Source organism: Komagataeibacter saccharivorans (genome assembly GCF_003207825.1).
Lineage (GTDB): Bacteria > Pseudomonadota > Alphaproteobacteria > Acetobacterales > Acetobacteraceae > Komagataeibacter > Komagataeibacter saccharivorans.
Genome location: NZ_NKTY01000015.1, coordinates 49153 through 75255, shown reverse-complemented (window position 1 = coordinate 75255; position 26103 = coordinate 49153). Strand labels below are relative to the sequence as shown.

The following is a 26103-nucleotide window of genomic DNA, read 5'->3' as shown; positions in this document are numbered from 1 at the left end:
AGTCTCACCCAGTCCAGACCGCCAATCATCGCCCCTAAGAGCAACAACCGCGCCGCCAGCATATCCCTTCCAGATACTCTCATATTCTCTTGTCAAAGATCCAAACCCCGTAGGGCCGAATAACCTAGCAAATCCGCCGAGGAAGCTCAAGAAGTTTCCCTCAGCGCCGCCGGTGAAGGGGGATATAGGACCCACCGGTCATACCGTCAATCAGAAAAATGCACACACACCAAAAAATATGACCCGGGGTCACACTCAAACCCCGGAAAACTAACAATCCTTAGAATCACTTACCCGACGAAACACCAGAAAGCACCACAGAATCCACGCGGTCACCTACTGAAATGCCAAGGCACAGGGTTCTGGCGGGCAGAAAAACATTACGCCGCGCGTTCACGATCCATCAGCATGGCTGTCACAGCCGATTTGAAGGGAGAGAGCGCATCCGCCACCCGCAATCCCGTCCGGCGCAGGATCTGGAAAGCGGGCTCGTCACGTGTGTAAAGCGTGGCAATTCCATTGGTGACGGCGAATAGCGGAAGCGTAGCCATACGGTGACGCCGTTCAAAACGTCGCAACACGGACAGGCTACCCGGCGATTCATCACGCGCCAGACCGGCCTCGACTTCCTGCGCCAGTGCTTCCTGCCCTTTCAGCCCCAAATTGAAGCCATGGGCCGTGATCGGATGCATGCCCACGGCGGCATCCCCGATCAGCGCAAAGCCGGGTGCTACGAAACGGTGGGCATAAACCGCCTTGAGGGGATAGGTATGCCGCGTGCTGACCAGCCGCATATTGCCAAGCCGTCTGCCGACCCGCTCCATGATTTCAGCATTGAAGGTATCGCGGTCCAGCACACGCAGGCGTTCGATTTCTTCGCGTGGCAAGGTCAGCACCAGCGACGACGCGCCCCCATTGACGGGAAGCAGGGCAATGGTCTGCCCTTCATCGAACCATTGGGTTGCGACATGATGGTGCGGCAGATCGTGCGCCATACGGCAGACCAGCATGGCACGCCGGAAATCGTGCATGACTGCACCAATACGCTGCAGCCGACGAATCTGTGAAAAACGGCCATCCGCGCCGACGGCAAGACGGGATGTAATTTCTCCCCCACTGTGCACGACAGTCATATCGTCGCCTATGCGGCGGAGATGACCCGTTACCGTACCGCCGTGCAGGGTGATGCCGGGGCGCTGGCTGGCGGCCACATACAGGCTGCGGCGGATACTGTGGTTGGATACCAGATACCCCAGCGCATCAACGCCCTTGCCATTCGTATCGAAAGTAAGGGGATGATTGCTGCGACCGGTTTCCACCCGCGCTTCCCGCAGGGGGGAAATGGCGACCTGCGGGATATGATCCCACGCACCAAGCGCCTTCAGGACGGAAACTGAATGGTGCGTCAGGGCAATTTCGCGCCCGTCAAAGGCAGGCTCCCCCCATGCGGGGTAGGATGCGCGTTCAAGCACGGCAACGGACAGGCCCCTGGCTTCCAGCGACAGAGCGGCGGCAAGACCTGCTGGTCCACCGCCCATTATGGTTACATCATGATATGTCATTGATTGCCCGTTCCTGTCCGCGTGCTTTCATTACTTATGTATCTGCGCCGAACTGGACGGGTTTTCCCGTCCACTGGGCAACGTAGCCATCAACCGGGCGGCGCGTGGGACCTGCGGCATCGGCCTTGGGGGTACCAACAAACAGGAAGCCCGCCAGTTTATGCGGGGCAGGAAAACCCAGTTCCGCCGCGAATTCCGGATCATACGCCACATCCCCGCTGACCCATACGCCACCAAAGCCCGTGGCGTGCAGGGCATTGAGGATATTCATGGCCGCCGCACCGACCGCCAGTTCCTGTTCCAGCACGGGAATCTTATGCTCGGGACGCAGGTGCATGCCCAGCACGATGGTCATGGGCATGGCGGAAAAACGCGACAGACGCTTCTCGATCTTGGCGGGGGCTACGTCCGGGTCCAGCCGCTTCATGCTGGCCACGACGCGCTGCGCCAGTTCAAGACGGGCATCCCCCTGCACGATGGCGTAGCGCCACGGACGCAGCTTGCCGTGATCGGGCGCGCGCATGGCGGTGGACAGAATGCTTTCCAGCACGCCCCCGGCCGGTGCCGGCTCCACCAGAGCATCCGTGGAAAAACGTGACAGAAGAAGATCGAGCGATGCCATGTGGTCGTTCCCTGACTATCTGGCTACCTGCTGACAGTCCGTGTCCTGACGGCAGGCGCGATGACGCGACAACATGCCGCAGAAGGCTGGCCATGCCAATATCCACCCCGCCGGAACGCAGGCGGATCGGTATGGATTCCGGCTGCATGCTTCTGTAGAAGGGGGTCATGAACACCCCACGCACAGCCACGGTCCACCGCGCCACCAGCGAGACCGACATTACCGTCACCATCAACCTTGATGGCACGGGCAGGACCAGTATCGATACCGGGATCGGCTTTTTCGACCATATGCTTACGGCGCTTGGCCGCCACAGCATGTGCGATCTGGACATTACGGCCAGGGGCGACCTGCATATCGACTACCACCACACGGTGGAAGATACGGGCATCGCGCTGGGCAAGGCCTTCGCGCAGGCGATCGGGGACAAACGCGGCATCCGCCGTTATGGCAGCGCCACGGTGCCGCTGGACGAAGCCCTGTGTGAAGCGGTGATCGATATTTCCGGCCGTCCCTTCCTTGCATGGTCCGTGACCTTCGGGCGTGACAAGATCGGGGAAATGGATACGGAACTGTTCGAGGAATTTTTCCGCGCCTTCGCCATGAGCGCCCTCGTGACCCTGCATGTCATCCAGCGTGCGGGCCATAACTGCCATCATATTGCCGAAGCCGCCTTCAAGGCGCTGGCCCGCGCCCTGCGTACGGCCAGTGAAGCCGACCCGCGTGCGGGCGGCATCATCCCCTCCACCAAGGGTAGCCTGTGATCTTTTATGCCGCCCTGCTGCCGCCCCGGCGGACCGAAGGCCAGACATCCGAACCGGTCATGGTAGCCAGCCGGCTGTCATGGCTGGTCCTGCTGTGCGGCTGGGTCGGGCTTCTACTGCGGGGCTGCCCGGTCAGTGGGTTGCTGGCGGGTGGGGCAAGCATTCTGGTCTGCATATTCGCCCCCCTCGGCATCGCCCTGCCCCTGCTGGGCGGTATGCATCTGTTTCTGGCGCTCAGCACGCCCGACCTCCGGCAGTGGGAACTGCGCCTTCGGGGCTACAGGCCCATCCGTGGCGTGTATGCCCCCGACCGCCGGGCCGCCCTGCTGCGCTGGATGGACCGTAATCCGGCCCGCTCCGTTTCCTCCGTAACATGAGGCATCCCATGCCCGCGCCCGTATCCTCCCGCACCCAGTCCATCGTGGTGATCGACTATAATGGTGGCAACCTTGCTTCCGCCGCGCGCGCCCTTGCCCGTGCGGCGCAGGATAGCGGGCTTGATGCCGAAGTCACCATAACGGCGGACCCGCAGGCCGTACGCCGGGCTGACCGGATCGTGCTGCCGGGTCAGGGCGCCTTTGCCGACTGCGCAAGCGGACTCGCCGCGCAGCCGGGACTGCGTGACGCCATTGTGGAGGCGACCGATAACAGCGTGCCCTTCCTTGGCATCTGCGTGGGCATGCAGCTTATGGCCGAGCGCGGACGCGAACATGGGGTAACGCCCGGTTTCGGCTGGATCGCCGGTGAAATCCGGCTGATGGACGTGCCGGACCTGCGCCTGCCGCAGATGGGGTGGAACCAGCTTGAATTCACACCCGGCGCCCATCCCCTGACCGAAGGGCTGGCGGCGGACGCTCATGGCTATTTCGTCCATTCCTTCGCCCTTGCGGATTACGACCCAACGGACATGGTCGCCACTACCGATTACGGCGGCACGGTTCCCGCCATCGTGGCGCGTGGCAACCGGGCGGGCACGCAGTTCCATGTGGAAAAGAGTCAGGGCGTGGGGCTGCGTATCCTGTCGAACTTCCTCCGCTGGATACCCACGCCGGATGGCACGCCATGACCCGGCGGAACATGGTGCCTGCCGGTGCCATCCATGCCGAGCGTCTGCAGGACATGCACGAAGATGACCTGCATGCCCTGTGCGATGCCACAAACGCCGCCATACTTGAGGGCGGCGGATTCGGCTGGCTGGCCCCGCCCCCGCGGGAAACGCTGGAGCGTTATTTCCGTGGCGTGCTGCTGGTGCCCGAACGGCAGATATTCGTGGCGCGGCTGGATGACATGATTGTCGGATCGGCCCAGCTTGTCCGCCCGCCACGCAATAATGAAGCGCAGGCCATGAGTGCCACGCTCATGCACTTCTATATAGCGCCCTACGCACGCGGGCTGGGTCTGGGCCATCTGCTTCTGACCGAGGTGGAAAGCTGCGCACGCAGCATGGGCTACCAGATCATCAACCTTGACGTGCGCGAAACCCAGACCGAAGCCCTGCGGCTGTTCCGCCGCTGCGGGTTCCACCATTGGGGCACCCACCCCAGCTATGCGCGCATGGACGGCCGGACCGTCCGTGGCCTGTTCTTCACCAAACGCCTGCAGGATGACGAGCGGATCGTACCCGCCCATCCGCAGGATGCCTCAACCCCCATTCCTGCAGCAGGACATGCCCCCGTGACCGGACACAGCCTGACACTCTACCCCGCCATCGACCTCAAGGACGGCACCTGCGTGCGCCTGCGCCGTGGGGAAATGGATAACGCCACCGTCTATTCCGATGATCCCGGCGCGCAGGCTCTGGCATGGATCCATGCGGGCTGTTCGTGGCTGCATGTGGTTGACCTCAACGGGGCTTTCGCGGGGCGTTCCGCCAATACCGAAGCCATCGAGGCGATCATCGCCAACGCATCCGTTCCGGTGCAGCTTGGTGGTGGCCTGCGCGATCTGGAAAGCATCGGCAAATGGCTCAACGCCGGGATCAGCCGCGTCATTCTGGGCAGCGTCGCCGTCAAGAACCCGGAACTGGTACGCGAAGCCTGCCGTCTTTTCCCCGGCCGGATCGTGGCGGGCATCGACGCCCGCAGCGGACAGGTCGCAACAGAAGGCTGGGCTGAAACATCGGAAATGAAAGCCGTTGAGCTGGGCCTGCGCATGCAGGATGCCGGTGTGGCGGCCGTCATCTTTACCGAAATCAGCCGCGACGGCATGCTGACGGGCATCGATATCGAACAGACGGCGGATATGGCCAATGCCCTGTCCATTCCGGTCATCGCAAGTGGCGGGGTGGGCACGCTTGCGCATCTGGAAGCACTGCGGGCCGCAACCGCGCGTGCGCCCGGAATTGAAGGCGTGATCGTGGGCCGCGCGCTGTATGATGGCCGCATTGATCTGAGCGAAGCCCTACGGGTTCTGGCCTGATGCTGAAGCTGCGCGTCATCCCCTGTCTGGATGTGAAAAATGGCCGGGTGGTCAAGGGCGTCAATTTTGTCTCGTTACGCGATGCGGGCGACCCGGTGGAACAGGCCGCGGTGTATGACGCGGCGGGCGCGGATGAACTGACCTTTCTTGACATTACGGCCAGTAATGAAAACCGCGATACCATTCTGGATGTGGTCAGCCGCACGGCGGAACGCATCTTCCTGCCGCTGACGGTGGGCGGGGGCGTGCGCACCACGGACGACATGCGTCGCCTGCTACTGGCGGGTGCTGATAAATGCGCCATGAATTCCGCCGCCGTGTCGCGCCCCGAACTGGTCAGTGAGGCCGCGCAGAAATTCGGCAGCCAGTGCGTGGTGGTGGCCATTGACGCGCGCAGCGACGGCCACGGATCATGGGAAGTCTATACCCATGGTGGCCGCACCCCCACCGGGCGGAACGTGATCGACTGGTGCCGGGAAGTGGCCGAACGCGGGGCGGGTGAAATCCTGCTGACCAGCATGGACCGCGACGGTACCGGCAAGGGCTTCGACCTTGACCTGCTGCGCGCGGCCAACGCGGCGGTCCGCATTCCCATCGTGGCCTCCGGCGGCGTTGGGGAACTGGACCATTTTGTCGAAGGCGCGCGAGCGGGCGCCACCGGCCTGCTGGCCGCCAGCGTGTTCCATTTCGGACAGTTCACCATTCCGCAGGTCAAGCAGGCACTTGCCTCCGCCGGTCTGCCGGTTCGCCAGACCACCTGATTCCCTTTTCCCGCCTATCGGAGCATTCCATGGCCAAGCCAGAGAAATCCCGCAAGAACGCCCCGGCCAAGGTCGCAGCCGCGCCGAAGCCCGAAGCCGTCGCCCCGGCATCACCCGATGTGCTGGACCGCCTGTTCGATGTTGTGGAATCCCGCCGGGGCACGGACCCGTCGGTCAGTCATTCCGCGCGACTGCTGGCGCGCGGTCGGCGCAAGATTGCACAGAAATTCGGTGAGGAAGCCGTCGAATGCCTGATCGAAGCCGTAGCGGGCAACCGTGACGAACTGGTCAGCGAAAGTGCGGACGTGCTGTACCACCTGATCGTGATGTGGGTGGATGCGGGCGTAAAATCCGCCGATGTGTGGGCCGAACTGCAACGGCGCGAAGGGGTCAGCGGCGTGGCCGAAAAGGCATCGCGTCCCCGCGACCCGCTGGCCTGATTTTCACACTGCAACAGGAGAAAAGCCCATGGCCGTAAGCGGCATCGGTCCCTACGACCCGCAAAACGTGTTTGCCCGTATCCTGCGCGGCGAACTGCCATGCAAGAAGGTGTATGAGGATGAATACGCCCTCGCCTTCCATGACATCGCACCCAAGGCGCCGGTCCACGTTCTGGTCATTCCCAAGGGGGCATATGTCTCCTTTGCCGATTTCAGCCAGAACGCATCTGAAGCTGAAATCACGGGCTTTACCCGCGCACTTGGCACTGTCGCGCGGGACCTGAAGCTGGAAACCCGTGGCTACCGCCTGCTGTCCAACGTGGGCGAGGAAGCGGGACAGGAAGTGCCGCATTTCCATGTCCACCTGTTTGGCGGCAAGGCGCTGGGCGCCATGCTGCCGGGCTGACAGCCGCCTGCCTACAGGGATTGGATTTCAAACAGTTCCCGATAGATTCCCCCATGCCGGGCCATGAGTTCGGCATGGGTTCCATCCTCGCACACCCGTCCCTGACGGAACACGATGATGCGGTCCAGTCCCATGACGGTGGACAGGCGGTGGGCAATGACCAGCACCGTGCGTCCCGCCATAAGGCGTTCCATCGCCTGCTGCACCAGCATTTCGGAATGGGAATCGAGACTTGATGTCGCCTCATCCATGATGACGATCCGCGCCTGACTTAAAAAGGCGCGGGCGATGGCGATGCGCTGCCGTTCCCCACCGGACAGCTTGACCCCTCGTTCGCCCACCATCGTCGCGTAACCGCGCGGCAGGCGGTCGATGAAATCGGCTGCATTGGCCTGACGGGCCGCATGGGCGATTTCCGCAGGCGTGGCGTCTGGCCGACCATAGGCGATGTTTTCGGCAATGGTCCGGTGAAACAGCAGCGGTTCCTGCGGGACGATGGCGATCTGCCCGCGCAGGCTGGCCTGCGTGACAGTGGCGATATCCGTGCCATCGATGGTTATGCACCCCGCCTGCACGTCATACAGCCGCTGCAGCAGCCGGGTCAGCGTGGTCTTGCCCGAACCCGATGGCCCCACAAGGGCAACCTTGCTGCCCGGTGCGATATCAAGATCCAGATCCTCGAATAACGGTCTGGCATGGTGACGTCCGTAGCCAAAGCCTACATGCGTGAAACGGATATGCCCCTGCGTCACCCGCAGCGCACCGGCACCGGGTCTGTCCGCGACCTCCGGCTTCGCATGGAACAGGGCGACGAGTTCCCCCATCTCGTTGACCGAACGCTGCACGACCGAAATCTGCTGTCCGATATCCCGCAGATAACCCTGTATGACGAACATCATCGTCAGCACATAGGCGACATCACCCGGTCCGGCACGCCCGCGCATCCATAACAGGGCAATACCCGCAATCAGCATCATACGCATGATCAGGGCTGCGAAATTCTGCAGATTGGCGCTGTTGGTGCCGCGTAGCCATGAACGCAGCATGCGCTGGCGCCAGCGGTTCGCAACCCATGCCAGCCGGGCATCCTCACGCACCTCGGCCCCGTATGCCTTGACCACGGCATTGCATGTCACCGCATCTGACAGCGTGGCCCCCATCCGCGTATCCCACATATTGGCCAGCCGGGCGGACGGCGTCACGTAATGCAGGGTCAGCACGACCGACAGCCCGACCAGGACCACGGCCCCGACGGCAAGGACCAGACCCATCAGCATCCAGTGAAAGGCCAGCACCGCAGTCGTAATGCACAGGACCATCATTTCCGGCACCAGCATCAGCAGCAGCGTATCGCCCAGCGTATCGACCGCCCCCAGCCCCCGGGTGATGCGCCGCACGATGGAACCGGCAAAATTGCTGGCGTGCCATTCGCTGGAAAACCGCTGCACGCGCGCGAATGCCTCCGTCACGATGCCGGTCATGACCCTTGATGTCAGGTGCGAGATGGAGACATACGCCATGCGCCGCGCCCCGATACCCAGCAGCCCCAGTAAGGTCAGGCCCGCTACATCCCACGCAACATGATGCAGCACTGTCCCTTCCGCCGGATGCGACACGTCACTGACCAGCCAGCCCGCCAGCAGCGGCATCGTCACATCCGCAACCGTGGCCCCGCCGATCCCCACCAGCGTCCATGCCAGACAGGCCGGATGCGCGCGCCACCTGCGCCAGACAAAGCCCAGCACATCGGAAAATTCATGTCGTCCGGTTTCCCGGCGGGAGAAGAAAGATATCATTGCCACCATGCCATATCGCAGGGGCTGGAACGACTAACCGCCGCCCCCGCCGGGTGCAAGGCCGGTAACGGAAATTGAGCCTGTGGCGATTTGCACCTATTACTGCCCCGCCACACAATGTGGCGTGATCCTTCCAGCGAGCCTCCGATGAAAACACCCGCCAGCCGCGCCAGACCTGCCCGCCGTGCCATGACACTGGCGGAAGTGCGCACCTTCATCGGCCAGTTGGCCGCAGCCAACCCAGATGCCGCCAGTGAACTCAATTTCGTGGATGACTATACCCTGCTGGTCGCGGTGGTGCTGTCGGCACAGGCGACGGATGCCTCGGTCAACAGGGCCACAGTCGCCCTGTTCCGTGATGCCCCAAACCCGCAGGCGATGGTGGAGCTGGGGGAAGAAAAGGTTGGGCAACATATCCGCACCATCGGGCTATGGCGGACCAAGGCGCATAATGTCGTGGCCCTGTCGCGGCAGTTGCTCGAACGCTTTGACGGTCAGGTGCCCGGTGACCGTGCGGCGCTGGAATCCCTGCCCGGCGTAGGCCGCAAGACGGCGAATGTGGTGATGAATGTCGCGTTCGGGGACAGTACGATGGCGGTCGATACCCATATCTTCCGTATCGGCAACCGCACGGGGCTTGCGCCGGGCACGACCCCGCGGGCGGTGGAAGACCAGCTTGTCCGGCGCATACCCGCCGAAATGCTGCGCCCTGCCCATCACTGGCTGATCCTGCACGGGCGCTATGTATGCAAGGCCCGCAAGCCCGAATGCTGGCGCTGTCCCGCCTATGACCCCTGCCAGTACCGCCTGAAGGATGACCTGCGCGCGGTCGGACCGGAGGCTGGACCGGGTGGCGCGACGGCAGGCTGAAGCAAGGCGCGTGACTTCCGGCCTCTGTTACCGAAGTCCTTAACCTGCCGCGTCCTGCCCGCAGCAGACTGCCTATGACCCGAAAAAGCCATTGATGGGCCTGCCGGTGCCGCAGACGGTCTTGCCCCCGGCACCTCCATCCTATTCCGCCTGCGCCATTGGCAGGTTCGGCATGCCTGTCCCACCGGGGCGCATCACCCACGGCCGGTCGCCCCGTTCCTGCCTGTCCGCATAGATCGCCAGCCCGTGGGCGCCCCTGTTGTAGATGGCGTAAGCTCCGTTTCGCCAGACATCGAAACGTCCGATCAGCAGCATGCCCGGACACCCCCACATGCCCGACAGGTTCACCAGCACGCCACGCCCCTGACACATCGCCCTGTCCGACCCATGTGCGGCCAGAACCGCCACGATATCACCGCCAGCCCCCTCAAGCCGACACCCACCGCTCCGGCAGGATACGCCCCCTGCACTTCCGCCGGAGGGTAGCAGTCCCGCCGGCAGTCCTGTCATACGCTGCCATTCCCGCAGCACGAACGGATCAGGATGCGCGCCCGGACCGGTCAGCAGCCTGCCATCCGATACCAGCGCCGCCATGCGCGCATCGGGGGAGACCATGCCGACAGGCCGCGCCGTCACCCACGGGGAGGCCACGGCCAGCACAATGGGCACGACCCCCATCAGCCCCACCCGCCCGCTCCACAGACACAGCCAGCACAACCCGGCGAAAAAAACAGCAAGCCAGGCACCATCCATTGCTGGAACCATCATCCGGGCGACGGGCAGGCTGGCGACATGCCGCGCCAGCCATTCCACCACCCCGATGCCGTAACCCATCGGCACCAGCGCCAGCTTTTCCAACCCCACGGGCATCAGCATGAACGATGCCAGCCCCCATGGCATGATCCATATCGACATGAGCGGCACGGCCACCAGATTGGCCAGCACGAACCATGGCTGCACGGTGCCGAAATGCGCCATGCCGACCGGAAGGCATGCCCCGCCCGCCAGCACGCTGGCTGCAAGCGGATGGGCCAGCCGCGCCATGACCCGCCGCCACCATGATCCGGCCTGTTCCCAGCCCGACAGGAGGGGGCGCAAGACCTCAAACCCCGCGATCAGCGCCATAACGGCGGCCATGGACATCTGCAGCGGCAGTTCGGCCACATTTTCAGGGTTCAGGCACAATAATACGCCAGCCGCCACCGCAAGGCTGCGCATGGACAACGCCCGCCTGCCCGCCAGTAGCGCACCGATCGCCAGCGTTGCCATGAACAGACTGCGCAGGGCCGGCAGGTGACTGCCGGTGACAAGCACATACCCTGCCCCGGCCAGCAACGCGGACAGCGCCGCGATCTGCCGGCATGGCCAGAACAGGGCCGCCCGCTCCCACAGCGCCAGCCCCATGCGGGTCACAGCCATCACCAGCCCCATCACGATGGCCAGATGCAGCCCCGCCACCGCCAGCAGATGGGCCAGACCCGCATCAGCAAAAGCCGCGCGCGTGGGGCCATCAATCGCACCGTCCCATCCCACCAGAACCGTAGCCGCGACAGCGCCCGATGGGCCGGGCAGGACCGCACGAATCCGGCGGGCCATGACCTGCCGCAGATGGCTGATCGCACCCTGCACGCCTGCGCGGTCGTGTCCATGCACGCAGCTTACGGGTTCCAGTGCCCGCCCGTACCCCGCCAGCCCGTCAAACCATGCCCGCCGCTGGGCATCATAACCACCGGGTATTGCCGGGAAAGCCGGTGGCGTCAGCAATGCCTGAACCGACACGCGATCACCTGCTTCCACCACGGCAGGATCGTCCGCCCGCAGGCGGAGCAGCAGCCTGCGCCGCAAGGGGGGCATGCCGATATTGATACCGTCCCCGAACCGCGCATCCGCCAGCAGCAGGCGGGTGGCCTGCGTGCCATCGCGCAAGGTCTGCCCTTCCACCCCCACAACGCGGGCGGAGACATGTACAGCCCGGCGCGGCAGATCAGGAAAAGCGGGCTGCATATGCGCCTGCCCCCAAGCCAGCGCAAAGCCTGCCGCGCACGCCCCCAGCACGCCACACCCCATGCGCAGCGGCAGAATCGCGGGCCACAGCAGACGCACGGACAGGCAGGCTGCACCCAGCATCCCTGCCCCCAGCGCCGCCATGCCCGCCGGTTCCCACGGCAGGGCGAAATACAGGGCGATGCCCGCCGCCAGAAATACCGGCAGCCACACGATGAAAGTGCCATGCCGCTGCCAAAGCCATGCGGCGAGTGCCACACGCAGGGCGCGCAATTCAACCATGCGGCAGCCATTCGTGACGGGCATTGGACTGGCGCGGCAGAAGAACCCCCGTAATAATGCGTGGCCGGAATACACACCTTACCGGCGCAAAGGGGGCACACGCCAGACTGCCCCCTGTCAGCAGGCCGAAAACATGCTAAGGAGCCGGCTCATGACTGTCCGTACGCGTTTTGCTCCCAGCCCCACCGGCCTGCTGCATATCGGCAACGCCCGTGCCGCCCTTTTCAATTTCCTCTATGCCCGCCATCACGGCGGCAAATTCCTGCTCCGCGTCGAGGATACCGACCGCGAACGCTCGACCCAGAAAGCGGTCGATGTGCTGTTCGACGGCCTCGCCTGGATGGGCATCGAATCTGATGAAAAGCCGGTTTTCCAGTCCACACGGCAGGCGCGCCATGCCGAAGTGGCGCATGAACTGCTGGAAAAGGGGCTGGCCTATCGCTGCTACTGCACGGCGGATGAACTCAAGGAAATGCGCGAGAAGGCGATGGCCGAGGGCCGTCCCCCGCGTTACAACGGCATGTGGCGCGACCGCAACCCGTCCGAAGCACCGGCCAACACCCCCTATACCGTCCGTATCAAGGCCCCGCGTGAAGGGGAAACCATCATTCATGATCTGGTGCAGGGCGACGTGCGCGTAGCCAATGCGGAAATGGATGACATGATCATCCTGCGCGCCGACGGCACCCCGGTCTACCAGCTTGCCGTGGTGGTCGATGACCATGACATGGACATCACCCATGTCATCCGTGGCGATGACCACCTGACCAACACCTTCCGTCAGGCCATGATCTATCGCGCCATGGGCTGGGACCTGCCGCATTTCGCGCATCTGCCGCTGATCCACGGCCCCGACGGCGCCAAGCTGTCCAAGCGTCACGGCGCGCAGTCGGTGGTGGAATTCCGGGAAATGGGCTACCTGCCCGAAGCCCTGAACAATTACCTGCTGCGTCTTGGCTGGGGCCATGGCGATGCGGAGATCCTGTCGCGGGAAGAACAGATCAGGCTGTTCGACCTTGATGGCGTCGGCCGCTCACCGTCGCGCATGGATTACGCCAAGCTGCTGCACATCAACGGCGTGTGGCTGCGTCAGGCCGATGATGAACGGCTGACCGGTGACGTGATGGAACGCCTTGCGGCGATGGAAGGTGTGGATACATCCGACGCCACGCGCGCCAAGGTGCTCGCACTTATGCCCGGCCTGAAGGAACGTGCGAAGACGCTGGTGGAACTGGCGGACAATGCCGCCTTCCTTGGCCGCTCGCTGCCGCTTTCCTTTGATGCCAAGGCAGAAAAGCAGTTCACCCCTGAAAACCGTGCCATGCTGGGCAGGCTGGCCGAAGCGCTGAAGGCCGCCGAACCGTTCACCAGGGAAACGGTCGACGCGACCCTGCGCCAGTTTGCCGAAACCCATGAAATGAAGCTGGGCAAGGTGGCGCAGCCGCTGCGCGCCGCCGTAACCGGCAGCACCATGTCGCCCGGCATTGACGACACACTGGTCGCGCTGGGGCGGGACGAGGTGCTTGCGCGCATCAATGCGGTCGCCGCCCATGAGTGATCGCAGCGCCCATGGCAGCAACGTGTTCCTGACACGCCCGGCGCGTCACCTGCTGGGCGTACAGGGCATGCATCCCACCCGCATCACCCCCATCCTTGACCTTGCGGAAAACTACACCCTGCTCAACCGGTCGCGCAAAACCCCGCGCGACCTGCTACGCGGGCGCACGCTCATCAACCTGTTTTTCGAGGACAGCACACGCACGCGCACGTCCTTCGAGCTGGCGGGCAAGCGGCTTGGGGCGGATGTGGTGAACATGACGGTCGCCAGTTCCTCGGTCAACAAGGGGGAAACCCTGCTGGACACGGCGGCGACGCTGAACGCCATGCATACCGACCTGCTGGTCGTGCGCCATTCCCAGTCCGGCGCACCCGCGCTGCTGGCGCAGAAGGTTCAGGCCAGTGTGGTCAATGCCGGTGACGGCACGCATGAACATCCCACGCAGGCCCTGCTGGACGCGCTGACCATCCGCCGCCATTTCGGCGTGTTCGAGGGGCTGACCATCGCCATCTGCGGCGATGTCAGCCACAGCCGCGTCGCACGGTCCAACATCCATCTGCTGACCGCCATGGGCTGTCAGGTGCGCGTGGTAGGGCCGCCAACACTGGTGCCCGGTGCGATCGGCGCGCTGGGCGTAAGCATTCACCATACGATGGAAGACGGCCTGCGCGGCGTGGACGTGGTCATGATGCTGCGCGTGCAGCGCGAGCGCATGAAAGGCACGCAGGTCCCCAGCGCGCGCGAATATTTCCGCTTCTACGGGCTGGATAACAAGCGCCTCGCGCTGGCGAAGCCACATGCGCTGGTCATGCATCCCGGCCCGATGAACCGGGGCGTGGAAATTGACAGCCGCGTTGCCGATTCCGACCAGAGCGTGATCCGTGAACAGGTGGAAATGGGGGTGGCCGTGCGCATGGCGGTGCTGGACATCCTGTCACGCGGGGGAGACGGCGCATGAAGCCTGTCCTGTTTGAAAACGTCCGCCTGATCGATCCGGCCTCCGGTCTGGATCGGGCGGGACGGCTGCTGGTGCGTGACGGCGTAATCGCGGGCACCGATCTGCCGGGAGCCGAAGGCGCGCCCGATGGGGCCGAAATCATCGACGGGCAGAACCAGCTTGTCCTGTGTCCCGGCCTTGTGGACATGCGCGTGACGATCGGGGAACCCGGCTTTGAATACCGGGAGACCGTGGCCTCCGCCGCGCGGGCGGCCGTATCGGGCGGCATCACCACCATTGCCGTACTGCCCAACACCAGCCCCACCATCGATAATCCGGCCCTTGCCCGCCTGCTGCGCGCACGCGGGGAAGAAACCGGCATGATCGACATCCTGCCCTATGGCGCGCTGACACGGGAATGCGCAGGTAAGGAAATGGCGGAAATCGGCCTTCTGGCCGAAGCCGGGGCCATCGCCTTTACCGATGGGCCGCACGCCATTGCGGACAGCCGTACGATGCGGCAGATGCTGACCTATGCCAAAGGCTTCGGCGCGCTGATTGTCCAGCATCCCGAAGACCCGTCCCTTGCCCGTGGCGGGTGCGCCACCGATGGGGAACTGGCCACACGGCTTGGCCTGCCCGGCATTCCGGCGGCGGCTGAAGCGATCCTGATCGCCCGCGACATTCGCCTTGCGCGCATGACGGGCGGGCGGCTGCACTTCGGCCATGTCTCCACGGCTGAGGGCCTCGACCTGATCCGGGCGGCCAGGGCCGATGGCGTAAATGTGACCTGCGATACGGCACCGCCCTATTTTGACCTGAACGAAACGGTCATCGGTGACTTCCGCACCTATGCCAAGCTGTCGCCGCCGCTCCGTGCGGAAGCGGATCGCAGGGCGGTATGTGCGGCGCTGGCGGATGGCACGATCGACGCCATCGCATCCGATCACATGCCGTGCGACGCGGATGACAAACGCCAGCCCTTTGCCGTGGCGTCCGCTGGCGGCACGGGACTGTCCACCCTGCTGGCGGTCACGCTGGCGCAGGTGCATGCGGGCAATCTGGGCATGTCTGACGCCATCGGCCTGCTGACCCACCGCCCTGCCCGCCTGCTGCGCAGCGATGCGGGCACGCTGGCTACGGGACAGGCGGCGGATCTGTGCCTGTTCAACCCCGATAGCGGCTGGATCGTGCGGGCGGGCGAACTGCCCGGCAAGGCCCAGAACACCCCCTTCGACGGACGTGCGCTGGAAGGCCGCGTGGTTGGCACGTGGAAAAACGGCCAGCGCGTATTCTGGGCGCAGGCCGCATGATCTACGGCATCCCCACTTATGACCTGCCGCTTATGGCCGGGGTTGCGTTCCTGTCCTACCTGATTGGCAGCATCCCCTTCGGGCTGGTGCTGACCGCGCTGTCCGGTAACGGGGATATCCGCAAGATCGGATCGGGCAATATCGGGGCAACCAACGTATTGCGCACCGGGCGCAAGGGACTGGCGGCGGCCACGCTGGCGCTGGATGGCACCAAAGGCGCATTCGCCGTTTTCTGCGCCTTCGTGCTGTGCCCCTTCCATACGCTGGCCGCGGAATCCGTGGCCGCAATCTGTGTCGTGCTCGGGCACTGCTTTCCGGTATGGCTGAAATTCAAGGGCGGCAAGGGGGTCGCCACCGGGCTGGGCAGCGTGCTGGCGCTGATGCCGGGCGTGGGGCTGTGCTGCTGCGCGCTGTGGCTGATCTTCGCCAAGGTCACGCGCATTTCCTCGGCAGGGGCGATTATCGCCTTCGCGGCGATGCCGCTGCTCATGATCCGGCCGGGACGGGTTGATTTCTCCTCCCCCGCCTATCTGGCAGGCGTGCTGATCGCCCTTGTCATCCTGATCCGCCACCATGCCAATATCAGCCGCCTGTTGCGCGGCACGGAACCAAGGATCGGCCAGAAAACGCCATGACCCCCGCCGATGCCGAAACGGTCCTGGCCTGCCTGCGGCTGGCCCGAACGGATGGCATCGGCCCGGTCAGCTACCGCCGCCTTATCCAGACCCATGGCAGCGCGCAATCCGCGCTGGACATGCTTGAACGGGGTGCCACCCGCATAAGCCGAACGGTGGGCATGCCCTGTCCCCGCGCGGATGCGCTGCATGAAATTGAACGCCTGCATGCCATGGGCGGCCACCTGCTGGTGCATCGCCAGCCGGGCTATCCCCCACTCCTTGCCAGCCTGCACGATGCGCCGCCGGTGCTGAGCGTGCTGGGCGACTGCACCCTGCTGGCGAGTCGGATGGTCGCCATCGTCGGGGGACGCAACGCATCATCAGGCGGAATGCGCATGGCGGAAAGCCTTGCGGCCCTGCTGGCAGCACAGGGAGTGGACACGGTATCGGGACTGGCGCGGGGAATTGATGCCGCCGCCCATCGCGGGGCGATGACAGCGGGCCGCACGGTCGCAGCCATCGCGGGCGGACTGGACTGTCCTTACCCGCCGGAACATCACACCCTGCAGGATGAAATTGCCCGCACTGGCGCAGTTGTGACCGAAGCGCCGCTGGGCACGGTGCCGCAGGCCCGCCATTTCCCGCGCCGGAACCGGCTTATAGCCGGATTGGGGCTGGGATGCGTGGTCATTGAGGCCGCACCCAGGTCGGGTAGCCTGATTACCGCACGCATGGCGCTGGACTATGACCGGATCATCTTTGCCGTGCCCGGCTCCCCCCTCGACCCGCGCTGCCGGGGCAGCAATGACCTGCTGCGCCAGGGTGCGATCCTGACGGAAAACGAGCGCGACATCCTGCGCGAACTTCCTGAATTCATGGAAGAAAGAAGCCTTTTCCCGCTCCACCCCCAGCCGTCACGGCCACCGTCCGCCCCACCGGCAAGGCAGGGCGCGGCGGCACAGGCAACCCCCGTCCCGCCCACACCGGCGAAGGGAGAAGATATTCACGAAAGAGTGGAGGGATTTCTATCTTTCACGCCATCACCTGTTGACGATCTTGTACGGCGCTGCCAGTTCTCCACAGCAGCGGTCCTGACAGTCCTGTCGGAAATGGAGATTGCAGGCACGATCGAATTCCTTCCGGGGGATATGGTCGTGCGCCGTCCACCCCCGGCCTGACAGCAGGGATTGAAGCAAGGTTTTAGAATCGTGATCCGGAGACAGAATGACTGACGTCGTGGTGGTCGAATCGCCAGCCAAGGCGAAAACGATCAATAAGTATCTGGGCGATCAATTTACGGTTCTTGCCTCGTTCGGGCATGTGCGTGACCTGCCGCCCAAGGATGGAAGCGTGCGCCCCGATGAGGGCTTCGCCATGGTATGGGAAGCCGATGAGCGCGGCAGCCGCCAGATCGCGGCCATTGCCAAGGCCCTGCGTGGTGCGCGCCATCTGTATCTGGCCACTGACCCCGACCGTGAGGGAGAGGCCATTTCGTGGCATGTCCGCGCCATGCTGGAGGAGAAAAACCTCCTCAAGGGCATCGAGGTGCAGCGCGTCACCTTCAATGAAATCACCAAAAGCGCCATCAAGACGGCGATGGCCCATCCGCGCGAACTTGATTTCCCGCTGATCGAAGCCTACCTCGCCCGCCGGGCGCTGGACTATCTGGTCGGCTTCACGCTTTCGCCCGTGCTGTGGCGCAAGCTGCCCGGGTCGCGCAGTGCCGGACGCGTGCAGTCCGTCGCCCTGCGCCTGATCTGCGAACGCGAAGCCGAGATCGAGGTTTTCAAACCACGCGAGTACTGGTCCGTCATCGCGCGCATGACCACGCCCGCCGGTCTGCCCTTTACCGCGCGGCTGACGCATCTGGACGGCCACAAGCTTGACCAGTTCGACCTGAATGACGAAGCCGGCGCCATGCGCGCCAAGGCCGCCGTCGAGGCTGGCGATTTCAGTGTCGCCAGGGTCGAACGCCGCAAGGTCCGCCGCAATCCGCCCCCGCCCTTCACCACGTCCACCATGCAGCAGGAAGCGTCCCGCAAGCTGGGCATGGGCGCGCAGGTGGCCATGCGCACCGCGCAGCAACTGTATGAAGGTATCGACATCGGCGGCGAGACGGTCGGCCTGATTACCTATATGCGAACCGATGGCGTGCAGATGGCAGGCGAGGCCATTGCAGCCATACGTGGCCATATCGGCCACAGCTTCGGCGATCAGTACGTACCGGAAAAGGCGCGTATCTATTCCACCAAGGCCAAGAACGCGCAGGAAGCCCACGAAGCCATCCGCCCGACCGACGTGCGCCGCACGCCTGCCGACATGGCGCGCTACCTCTCGCCCGAGCAGCGGAAGCTGTATGAACTGGTCTGGAAGCGTTCGGTCGCCAGCCAGATGCAGTCCGCCGAACTCGATCAGGTCGCGGTGGACATCACGGACCGCCAGCAGCACGCAACCCTGCGCGCCACGGGCTCCATCATCGCGTTCGACGGTTTCCTGCGCCTGTATAGCGAGGGGCGCGACGATTCCCCCGCCAAGACGGACGACGATCAGGACCGCATGCTGCCCGCCATGAGCGAACGCGATGCGATCGGGCGCGGCGAAGTGACGGCCGAACAGCACTTCACCCAGCCGCCGCCGCGTTATTCGGAAGCGTCTCTGGTCAAGAAGATGGAGGAAATCGGCATTGGCCGTCCCTCCACCTACGCCTCGATCCTGACCGTGCTGCGCGACCGTAACTACGTGCAACTGGAAAACCGGCGCTTCATCCCCGAAGACCGGGGGCGGCTTGTCACGGCCTTCCTGACGTCCTTTTTCGAACGCTATGTCGATACGCAGTTCACTGCGGGGCTTGAAGAACAGCTTGATGACATTTCCGGCGGCCGCGCCAACTGGCGCGATGTCATGTCGGCGTTCTGGTCCGATTTCTCCCATGCGGTGGATCAGACCAAGGACCTGAAGATATCCGATGTCATTACGGCGCTCGACGCGGATCTCTCGCCCTATTTCTTCCCCCAGCGCGAAGACGGGCAGGACCCGCGCGTGTGTACGGCATGCAATACCGGCCGTCTGGGGCTGAAGCTGGGCCGTTATGGCGCGTTCATTGGCTGCTCCAACTATCCGACCTGCCAGTACACGCGCAAACTGGTCGCCGACCCCAAGGAAGGGGAAGACGCGGCAACGCTGAAGGACGGCATGCGCGTTCTGGGCACGGCCCCCGGCACGGACGAGGAAATTACCGTCCGTCGCGGGCCGTGGGGGCTGTATGTGCAGCAGGGCGAACCCGACCCGGAGGACAAGAAGGCCAAACCCAAGCGTGCCACCATCCCGCGCGGACTGGATGGGGATACGATCACGCTGGAACAGGCGGCGGGCCTGCTGTCACTGCCGCGCATTGTCGGCATCCACCCCGAAACCGGCGAATCCATCGAAGCCGGTCTGGGCCGCTTCGGGCCGTATGTGAAAATGGGCGCGGTCTATGGTTCACTGGACAAGGATGATGATGTCCTGACGGTGGGGCTGAACCGCGCGGTCGATGCGCTGGCCAAGAAACTGGCTTCCATCCGCACCATTGGTCCCCACCCCAAGGATGGCGAGCCGGTGCTGGTGCGCAAGGGACGCTTCGGCCCCTACATCCAGCATGGATCGATCGTGGCGACCGTGCCGCGTGGGCAGGAAATGGATGATGTCACCATGGAGGAAGCCCTGACCCTGCTGAAGGAAAAGGGCAAGCCGCTCAAGGCGAAGGGCAAGAAAACCACCACCCGCAAGCCCGCCGCGCGCAAGACAAAGGCCAGCGCCGAAGACACCGCTGAAGGCAAGGCCGCACCCAAGAAGAAAGCTGCCCCCCGCAAGACAGCGGCCAAACCGGCTGCGCGCAAGACGACGACCCGCAAGAAGGCCAGTACCGAAGGCGAGGCTGGCTGACCATGAAGCGGCAGCGTCCAGCAACTTTCCAGATGCCGGACAGCCTGCCCACGGGCACATCCCCGGCCCGTACGGGCGGCCTGCCGGAACGTGAGCAGCTTCGCGCGTTTATCGAAAACGCGCCGGGCCGGATCGGCAAGCGCGAGATCAGCCGGGAATTCGGCCTTGGTCCCGAACACCGGCAGGCCCTGCGCGCCATGCTGCGGGAAATGGCGCTGGACGGCACGCTTGCCCCGGCCGGTGCGCGGCGGTTCCGTGTATCGGACCGCCTGCCCGAATCCGCCGTGGTGCAGGTCACCGGCACCGATGCCGATGGCGACCCCATCGCGCGGCCCGTGCAATGGGATGGCGACGGGCCTTCCCCCACCGTGTTCATGCACCCTGAACTGCGCGGACGCGCGGCCCTCGCCCCCGGTGAACGCGTGGTCGCGCGCCTGCGCCGCGTTGGTCCCGGCCGGTATGAAGGCCGCACCCTGCGTCGCCTGACGGATGCGCCGGTGCAGATCGTGGGCCTGTTCCGCGCCCTTGCGGACACGGACCCGGCAGCAGCGGCCCCCGCGCGCTTTCGCCCCGCAGGCAGGCTGACCCCGGCGGATCGACGCGCAAGGGCGGAATGGGTCATTCCCATGGGCGAGGATGACGACGCGCCGGATAACGAAATCGTCATCGCCATTCCCCTGCCCCAGTCCGGGCCGGGCCTGCACCCCGCGCGAATCATCCAGCGCCTTGGTCCGCAGGGCGATGCCCGGACCATCAGCATGGTGGCTGTGGCGATGCACGGCATCCCTCACGTCTTCGGGCAGGAAGCACTGGCACAGGCCAGAGCCGCGCGGGGTGTCTCACCCGATGGTCGCACGGACCTGCGTGACGTGCCGCTTGTCACCATCGATGGCGCGGATGCGCGCGATTTTGATGATGCCATTTATGCCGAACCCGATGGGGATGGCTTCCGCATTACCGTAGCCATCGCGGATGTCGCCTGGTACGTCCGCCCCGGTAGCGCACTGGACCGGGAAGCGCGTCTGCGCGGCAATTCGGTCTATTTCCCCGACCGGGTCATTCCCATGCTGCCCGAAGAACTGTCCAACGGGTGGTGCTCGCTCCGCCCTGGTGAGGACAGGGGCTGCATCTTCGTCGATATGCACATCGCAGCCGATGGCGCAGTGTCGGGCGCGCGCTTTGGCCGTGGCATCATGCGCAGCGCCGCACGCCTGACCTATGAACAGGTGCAGGCCGCGCGCGATGGCGCACCCGATACCACGATGCTGTCCCTGCCTGACGGACTGCTCGACAGCCTGTTCGGTGCATGGGAGTGCCTGTCGCGCGCGCGGGCACGGCGGGGCACGCTGGATCTGGACATGCCGGAACGGCAGGTTCACCTTGATGACGCGGGTCTGATAGAGTCCATTCACCCGCGCATCCGTCTGGACAGTCACAGGCTGGTCGAGGAATTCATGATCGCGGCCAATGTCGCCGCCGCACGCTTCCTTGAGGGGCGGCATGTCCCCTGCCTGTATCGAATCCATGCGCCCCCTACGCCGGAACGGCTGGAAAGCCTGCGCCGCACGCTGGACGTGATGGGCATATCCCTACCACCCGTGGGTGGCCTGCGCGCAGCCGACCTTGACCGCGTCCTGCGCGAAGTCAGCAGCAGCGATCAGGCTCCCCTGGTCAACGAACTCGTGCTGCGTGCGCAGAATCAGGCCGAATACAGCCCGGACCCGATCGGCCATTTTGGCCTTTCGCTGCCCGCCTATGCCCATTTCACCAGCCCCATCCGCCGCTATGCCGACCTGCTGACCCATCGCGCCCTGCTGGTCGCAGCGAAGCTGGAATCGGGCAGCGCACCGGACCATACGGAACTGGAGACAACAGGTCAGGCCATCACGCAGACCGAACGCCGCGCCGCACAGGCCGAACGCGAGACACTGGAACGCTACGCCGCCACATGGCTGCAGGCGCGCGTGGGCACGGTGATGGACGCGCATATATCCGGCCTGTCACGATTCGGCATTTTTACCGTTCTGGATGCAACGGGTACATCCGCCCTGCTGCCCATGTCTGCCCTGCCGGAAGATCAGTGGCATCACGACGAAAAAACGCAGACATTATCGGCACGCGACGCGACCATGGTATTCCGCCCCGGTCAGGCCCTGCGCGTACGGATTGAAGAAGCATGCGCCATCCGGGGAACAGTCCTGCTGGCACTTCCCGACACCCTGCCGCCCCGGCGAAGGCGGCGGCCATGAAACGCCGCCGGTTTCCGGCCATCATCCTACGCCCCGTAAGCATGGGCGGCGAGGCCGCCGTCATATGGCGACGGCGCATGTCCACGCTGGGCCATATCCCGCGTGACACCTTCATCCTGCTGCTTGTCATCGCGCGCCTGACCACCGCCGCCTATGCCGATGATGCGCCCGCTACCCCCCGCACGCCCACGCCAGCCCCCCCGCTGCATGAAGACAGCATGGAACAGCCCGATGGGCCCGGCATGGATCTTGCGGTCCTGTCGTCTGTCATTCAGGCGAGTCTCGCCTTCCTGCAGCCCCGCACGCTGGACAGTCATACGATCCATGACTTCGCCCTGTGGGGACTGAACGGGCTGAGCGCGCTCGACCCTTCCCTCAGCATTGATGAACAGCACGGCTTCCTGCAACTGGTCGCAACGCAGCGGACGGTCATGGCCCTGCCCCTGCCCGCGCCGGATGACCTGCCGGGATGGAGTGCCGCCATCACCCATGTGCTGGATATGGCGTGGCATCATTCCCCCGCCATGCGCGACACGGGGCAGGATGGCGTGCTGCAGGGATTCTTCGATGAACTGTTCAATCATCTGGACCCCTACTCCCGCTATATCGCGCCCGGCGCCGCCGTATCGGACCGCAGCACCCGCACCGGGGGCGAAGCCTCGGCGGGGTTGACGCTGGGACTCGATCATGACGCCATCATCATCACGGCGGTCAACGCCAATGGTCCCGCATGGCCGACAAGTCTGGCGGCGGGGCAGATCGTGCGCGCGATCAACGGGCGACCTACCGCATCACGCAGTCTTGATACCGTCAGTTCATGGCTTAATGGCGCCAACGGCAGCCTTGTTCGCATAACGGTGGAATCAAAAGGACGGCAGACCACGGTTACCCTCCACCGTGCGTCCACCCCGCCCGAAACCGTCTTCGCCTATACCAGCGGCAAGCACGTCATCCTTCACATCACGGCCTTTTCCGCCAACACGGCGGAAGAAATGAGCCAGTATCTGGACGAGGCCATGAACGTGCCGGGCATTTCCGGCCTGATCATAGACCTGCGCGGCAATCGCGGTGGCGTGCTGCAGCAGGCTGTGACCACATCGGCCCTGATGCTCGATCACGGCGTGGCGGCGATAACGCAGGGCCGTGATCCGCAGGCCAATCATGTCTGGGCCGTGCAGGGCGGCGACATGACCAACGGTCTGCCCATTATCGTGATGGTGGATGGCCGGACCGCCAGTGCGGCCGAGATTCTGGCCGCCGCCCTGTCCGACCAGAAGCGTGGCGTGGTGATCGGCAGCGCCACGCTGGGCAAGGGACTGGTCCAGACCATCGGCCAGTTGCCCAATGGGGGCGAACTGTTCGTGACATGGAGTCGCGTGCTGGCCCCGCTGGGCTGGCCGCTGCAGGGGCTGGGCGTGATGCCGCAGGTCTGCACGAGTCTGGGCGAAAGCGAGATGGAACGCCAGCTCCAGAATCTGGCGGAAGGCACGGCAGACAGCCGGGACTGGGTCATGGCCGCGCGCCAGACCCGTTATCCTGTCGACCCTTCGCATATTCTGGGAATCCGCAAGGCCTGCCCCGCCGCCATCGGCACGGACAGCGATCTGGATGCCGCCCATTCCCTGCTGGACAATCCTGTCGAATACCGTGCCGCCCTGTCCACCATACCCGATGAAGGGGGCGTTCCGGCCAGCGGCGGCTGACCGGGCCCATGGGAAACTGTGCTATTCCTGCATGTCTCCCTCTGTCTTTCTGCATTACCGGAGATGCCTGCCCCCATGGAAGAAACCCGACTGAAAACCGGCATCTGGATCAAGGCAATGCTGCGTCAGGCTGGACAAACCGGAAATCCGGGCATGGTCCTGCACCGTGGCGATGACGATGCGGGCAGCGTGCTGATCGTGCTTCTGGGCCGCGAAGGCCGCCTGTGCGTGCTGGCGCCCACCCGCACCCCCGATGGACGCCGGGCATGGTTCCGCGCTACAGGGGAGGCGGCCGTGGATCAGGCCAGCGTCGATGCCTACGTCGCAAGGCAGGTGGACCGGGACCCCGATATCTGGGTTGTGGAATTCGATGCCCCTGATCTGGTGCCGCCGTTTGAAGCAAGGCTGATATGAAAGACCTGATTCCACAGGGTTAAAGTCAGGGAAACCAGTCCGGCGTATGGGTGTGGCATCTCGCACACAGTCAGGCGTGACAGTTGGCTCCAGCCGATCAAAGCGGCGCGTAACGGGGTCACAATGGATTGTCAGGGGTGGTTTCTTTCAGCAAAAGAGTGCTGAAGCTGATATTTCCAGGGAAGATGGCACGTGCACCCGACCGGGCCTATATGCCGGAAGAGGCCCGTCGAAGGGAGATGAAGAGTATGAATCTGCGGTACGGATTGCTTGCAGGGTCTTTATTGACTGCCTCGGTTACCCTCGGCTCCGTCCTGGTCTCCGCCCCGGTATTCGCGCAGCCTGTACAGGGCCTCTACATGAGCGGTGAAGGCGGTGCCAGCTTCAATCAGGGGCAGGTCGTACGGCATTCTTCAGCACGCGATGAATTCCACCCGGGCGCAACAGGAATCGGCAGCATTGGCTGGGGGCTGGGCAACGGCTTCCGCGTCGAGGTGGAAGGTCACTATCGCAATAATGACCTGAAAACCGTCGGCGGTAATGCCGCATATCATGCCCATGCCGATGGACGGCAGCAGGAATCGGGGATCATGGCCAACGCGCTATTTGACCTCGATATCGGCAAAAGCTGGCTTTTCCCGTATTTCGGCGCGGGTATCGGCTATGGCTGGCAGAACATGAATGCCACCATGACGGGTAATGTGAACGGCCAGAATTACAGCCAGCATGTCGGCGGCACATACGGCAATTTCGCCTATCAGGGCATTTTCGGCCTCGCCTTTCCCATGCCCTGGGTTGTCGGCCTGTCCGCCACGGCTGAATACCGGTTCTGGACCATGCTTGGCCCGCAGTCGCACAGTTCCATCGTGACGGGCAGTGCAACCGCCCTGTCCGCCATGAACAGCGATTACGGCTTCCGTAACGGCAACCGTGATACGCGCACCGACTTCAACCATTCGCTGATGCTCGGCCTGCGTTACGAATTCAATCCGGCTCCGCCGCCGCCGCCGCCGCCGCCCACCATCGCGGCCCCCGCACCGGCGGAAAACCGGACCTATCTGGTGTTTTTCGACTGGGATCGCAGCGACCTGACCGAACGCGCCCGTTCCATCGTGGCGGTCGCGGCACAGGCATCGACCAATACCCAGACCACACGGATCGAGGTTAACGGCTATACCGACAACTCCGCCGCCCATCCGGGCCGACGGGGCGAAGAGTATAATCAGGCGCTGTCGCTGCGCCGTGCGCAGACAATCAAGGCCGAACTGGTGCGCGATGGCGTGCCCGGCCCCTCAATCGACATCCATGGTTATGGCGATTCCAACCCGCTGGTCCAGACCGCCGCCAATACCCGTGAAGCCCAGAACCGCCGGGTCGAGATCATCCTGCACTGATCCCTTCTGGCTGACCGGCAACCGGGCAAGAAAAAAGCGGCGCCGTAAGGCTGCCGCTTTTTCTTTGTG

Annotated in this window: 22 protein-coding genes; 18 read left to right on the top strand and 4 right to left on the bottom strand. The window is 64.3% G+C overall.

Features of this window, described 5'->3' with window-relative positions:
* Positions 1–380: 380 nt before the first annotated feature.
* Together ubiM and CFR79_RS09965 are read right to left on the bottom strand one after the other, a co-directional pair.
* Positions 381–1562, bottom strand: a complete 1182-nt coding sequence (gene ubiM / locus CFR79_RS09970) for a 5-demethoxyubiquinol-8 5-hydroxylase UbiM (protein WP_110547804.1) — start codon at positions 1560–1562, stop codon at positions 381–383.
* Between the two features lie 34 nt (positions 1563–1596).
* Complete coding sequence (locus tag CFR79_RS09965) at positions 1597–2184, bottom strand: nitroreductase family protein (RefSeq protein ID WP_110547803.1); 588 nt, start codon at positions 2182–2184, stop codon at positions 1597–1599.
* Positions 2185–2351: 167 nt separating this feature from the next.
* On the opposite strand from CFR79_RS09965, the gene hisB reads away from it, so the two are divergent.
* From hisB to CFR79_RS09930, 7 genes are read left to right on the top strand one after another with little or no spacing between them, the layout of a single operon-like run.
* Positions 2352–2948: an imidazoleglycerol-phosphate dehydratase HisB gene (gene hisB, locus CFR79_RS09960; protein WP_102325642.1), complete on the top strand. Its 597-nt coding sequence runs from the start codon at positions 2352–2354 to the stop codon at positions 2946–2948.
* Positions 2945–3325 carry a hypothetical protein gene (locus CFR79_RS09955; protein ID WP_110547802.1) on the top strand — a complete coding sequence of 127 codons (381 nt, stop codon included), beginning with the start codon at positions 2945–2947 and terminating at the stop codon, positions 3323–3325. The genes hisB and CFR79_RS09955 overlap by 4 nt, the downstream gene beginning before the upstream one ends.
* Positions 3326–3333: 8 nt before the next feature.
* Positions 3334–4014, top strand: a complete 681-nt coding sequence (hisH, locus tag CFR79_RS09950; protein WP_110547801.1) for an imidazole glycerol phosphate synthase subunit HisH — start codon at positions 3334–3336, stop codon at positions 4012–4014.
* Complete coding sequence (gene hisA / locus CFR79_RS09945) at positions 4011–5366, top strand: 1-(5-phosphoribosyl)-5-[(5-phosphoribosylamino)methylideneamino]imidazole-4-carboxamide isomerase (RefSeq protein WP_102325639.1); 1356 nt, start codon at positions 4011–4013, stop codon at positions 5364–5366. Before hisH ends, hisA begins: the two co-directional genes overlap by 4 nt.
* Positions 5366–6127, top strand: a complete 762-nt coding sequence (gene hisF / locus CFR79_RS09940) for an imidazole glycerol phosphate synthase subunit HisF (RefSeq protein WP_110547800.1) — start codon at positions 5366–5368, stop codon at positions 6125–6127. Before hisA ends, hisF begins: the two co-directional genes overlap by 1 nt.
* Before the next feature lie 29 nt (positions 6128–6156).
* Positions 6157–6567, top strand: coding sequence for a phosphoribosyl-ATP diphosphatase (locus tag CFR79_RS09935; protein ID WP_110547799.1), 411 nt, complete (start codon positions 6157–6159; stop codon positions 6565–6567).
* Positions 6568–6595: 28 nt separating this feature from the next.
* Complete coding sequence (locus CFR79_RS09930) at positions 6596–6973, top strand: histidine triad nucleotide-binding protein (protein ID WP_102325636.1); 378 nt, start codon at positions 6596–6598, stop codon at positions 6971–6973.
* Positions 6974–6984: 11 nt separating this feature from the next.
* Here the strand turns inward: CFR79_RS09930 and CFR79_RS09925 are convergent, their stop codons facing one another.
* Complete coding sequence (locus CFR79_RS09925) at positions 6985–8769, bottom strand: ABC transporter ATP-binding protein (protein WP_110547798.1); 1785 nt, start codon at positions 8767–8769, stop codon at positions 6985–6987.
* Between the two features lie 147 nt (positions 8770–8916).
* Here CFR79_RS09925 and nth point away from each other — a divergent pair, with 147 nt between their 5' ends.
* Positions 8917–9639 (top strand): endonuclease III, encoded by a 723-nt coding sequence (nth, locus tag CFR79_RS09920; RefSeq protein ID WP_110547797.1) that lies wholly within the window; start codon positions 8917–8919, stop codon positions 9637–9639.
* A gap of 141 nt (positions 9640–9780) precedes the next feature.
* Here the strand turns inward: nth and CFR79_RS09915 are convergent, their stop codons facing one another.
* Positions 9781–11925 (bottom strand): ComEC/Rec2 family competence protein, encoded by a 2145-nt coding sequence (locus tag CFR79_RS09915; protein ID WP_258373518.1) that lies wholly within the window; start codon positions 11923–11925, stop codon positions 9781–9783.
* A gap of 151 nt (positions 11926–12076) precedes the next feature.
* Here CFR79_RS09915 and gltX point away from each other — a divergent pair, with 151 nt between their 5' ends.
* The 10 genes from gltX to CFR79_RS09865 all read left to right on the top strand — a co-directional run bounded on the left by gltX (position 12077) and on the right by CFR79_RS09865 (position 26034).
* Positions 12077–13483, top strand: coding sequence for a glutamate--tRNA ligase (gene gltX / locus CFR79_RS09910; RefSeq protein ID WP_110547811.1), 1407 nt, complete (start codon positions 12077–12079; stop codon positions 13481–13483).
* Positions 13476–14441, top strand: a complete 966-nt coding sequence (locus tag CFR79_RS09905; protein ID WP_110547812.1) for an aspartate carbamoyltransferase catalytic subunit — start codon at positions 13476–13478, stop codon at positions 14439–14441. The genes gltX and CFR79_RS09905 overlap by 8 nt, the downstream gene beginning before the upstream one ends.
* Positions 14438–15733 (top strand): dihydroorotase, encoded by a 1296-nt coding sequence (locus CFR79_RS09900; RefSeq protein WP_110547796.1) that lies wholly within the window; start codon positions 14438–14440, stop codon positions 15731–15733. The genes CFR79_RS09905 and CFR79_RS09900 overlap by 4 nt, the downstream gene beginning before the upstream one ends.
* Complete coding sequence (plsY, locus tag CFR79_RS09895) at positions 15730–16368, top strand: glycerol-3-phosphate 1-O-acyltransferase PlsY (RefSeq protein WP_102325632.1); 639 nt, start codon at positions 15730–15732, stop codon at positions 16366–16368. The genes CFR79_RS09900 and plsY overlap by 4 nt, the downstream gene beginning before the upstream one ends.
* Positions 16365–17528, top strand: coding sequence for a DNA-processing protein DprA (gene dprA / locus CFR79_RS09890; RefSeq protein WP_110547795.1), 1164 nt, complete (start codon positions 16365–16367; stop codon positions 17526–17528). The genes plsY and dprA overlap by 4 nt, the downstream gene beginning before the upstream one ends.
* 46 nt (positions 17529–17574) lie before the next feature.
* Entirely contained in the window at positions 17575–20274 is a 2700-nt protein-coding gene (gene topA, locus CFR79_RS09885; RefSeq protein WP_102325630.1) for a type I DNA topoisomerase, read from the top strand.
* A gap of 32 nt (positions 20275–20306) precedes the next feature.
* Positions 20307–22523: a ribonuclease R family protein gene (locus tag CFR79_RS09880; protein WP_110547810.1), complete on the top strand. Its 2217-nt coding sequence runs from the start codon at positions 20307–20309 to the stop codon at positions 22521–22523.
* On the top strand, positions 22520–24226 hold the full coding sequence (locus CFR79_RS09875) for a S41 family peptidase (RefSeq protein ID WP_102325629.1): 1707 nt from the start codon (positions 22520–22522) through the stop codon (positions 24224–24226). Before CFR79_RS09880 ends, CFR79_RS09875 begins: the two co-directional genes overlap by 4 nt.
* Before the next feature lie 75 nt (positions 24227–24301).
* Positions 24302–24640 (top strand): DUF1491 family protein, encoded by a 339-nt coding sequence (locus tag CFR79_RS09870; RefSeq protein ID WP_102325628.1) that lies wholly within the window; start codon positions 24302–24304, stop codon positions 24638–24640.
* 248 nt (positions 24641–24888) lie between these two features.
* The gene (locus tag CFR79_RS09865; protein WP_162900434.1) at positions 24889–26034 is read left to right on the top strand and encodes an OmpA family protein; all 1146 of its coding nucleotides are present in this window, start codon (positions 24889–24891) and stop codon (positions 26032–26034) included.
* The last annotated feature ends 69 nt before the right edge of the window (positions 26035–26103 follow it).

What these genes read in the sequence shown, in the direction of transcription:
- ubiM (WP_110547804.1), bottom strand. Translation starts at nt 1,562, where the DNA reads ATGACATATCATGATGTAACCATAATGGGCGGTGGACCAGCAGGTCTT.
- dprA (WP_110547795.1), top strand. Translation starts at nt 16,365, where the DNA reads ATGACCCCCGCCGATGCCGAAACGGTCCTGGCCTGCCTGCGGCTGGCC.
- CFR79_RS09875 (WP_102325629.1), top strand. Translation starts at nt 22,520, where the DNA reads ATGAAACGCCGCCGGTTTCCGGCCATCATCCTACGCCCCGTAAGCATG.
- hisB (WP_102325642.1), top strand. Translation starts at nt 2,352, where the DNA reads ATGAACACCCCACGCACAGCCACGGTCCACCGCGCCACCAGCGAGACC.
- CFR79_RS09880 (WP_110547810.1), top strand. Translation starts at nt 20,307, where the DNA reads ATGCCGGACAGCCTGCCCACGGGCACATCCCCGGCCCGTACGGGCGGC.
- CFR79_RS09935 (WP_110547799.1), top strand. Translation starts at nt 6,157, where the DNA reads ATGGCCAAGCCAGAGAAATCCCGCAAGAACGCCCCGGCCAAGGTCGCA.
- nth (WP_110547797.1), top strand. Translation starts at nt 8,917, where the DNA reads ATGAAAACACCCGCCAGCCGCGCCAGACCTGCCCGCCGTGCCATGACA.
- CFR79_RS09915 (WP_258373518.1), bottom strand. Translation starts at nt 11,925, where the DNA reads ATGGTTGAATTGCGCGCCCTGCGTGTGGCACTCGCCGCATGGCTTTGG.
- CFR79_RS09965 (WP_110547803.1), bottom strand. Translation starts at nt 2,184, where the DNA reads ATGGCATCGCTCGATCTTCTTCTGTCACGTTTTTCCACGGATGCTCTG.
- CFR79_RS09865 (WP_162900434.1), top strand. Translation starts at nt 24,889, where the DNA reads ATGAATCTGCGGTACGGATTGCTTGCAGGGTCTTTATTGACTGCCTCG.
- CFR79_RS09925 (WP_110547798.1), bottom strand. Translation starts at nt 8,769, where the DNA reads ATGATATCTTTCTTCTCCCGCCGGGAAACCGGACGACATGAATTTTCC.
- gltX (WP_110547811.1), top strand. Translation starts at nt 12,077, where the DNA reads ATGACTGTCCGTACGCGTTTTGCTCCCAGCCCCACCGGCCTGCTGCAT.
- CFR79_RS09870 (WP_102325628.1), top strand. Translation starts at nt 24,302, where the DNA reads ATGGAAGAAACCCGACTGAAAACCGGCATCTGGATCAAGGCAATGCTG.
- CFR79_RS09900 (WP_110547796.1), top strand. Translation starts at nt 14,438, where the DNA reads ATGAAGCCTGTCCTGTTTGAAAACGTCCGCCTGATCGATCCGGCCTCC.
- hisF (WP_110547800.1), top strand. Translation starts at nt 5,366, where the DNA reads ATGCTGAAGCTGCGCGTCATCCCCTGTCTGGATGTGAAAAATGGCCGG.
- CFR79_RS09905 (WP_110547812.1), top strand. Translation starts at nt 13,476, where the DNA reads ATGAGTGATCGCAGCGCCCATGGCAGCAACGTGTTCCTGACACGCCCG.
- hisA (WP_102325639.1), top strand. Translation starts at nt 4,011, where the DNA reads ATGACCCGGCGGAACATGGTGCCTGCCGGTGCCATCCATGCCGAGCGT.
- hisH (WP_110547801.1), top strand. Translation starts at nt 3,334, where the DNA reads ATGCCCGCGCCCGTATCCTCCCGCACCCAGTCCATCGTGGTGATCGAC.
- CFR79_RS09930 (WP_102325636.1), top strand. Translation starts at nt 6,596, where the DNA reads ATGGCCGTAAGCGGCATCGGTCCCTACGACCCGCAAAACGTGTTTGCC.
- plsY (WP_102325632.1), top strand. Translation starts at nt 15,730, where the DNA reads ATGATCTACGGCATCCCCACTTATGACCTGCCGCTTATGGCCGGGGTT.
- topA (WP_102325630.1), top strand. Translation starts at nt 17,575, where the DNA reads ATGACTGACGTCGTGGTGGTCGAATCGCCAGCCAAGGCGAAAACGATC.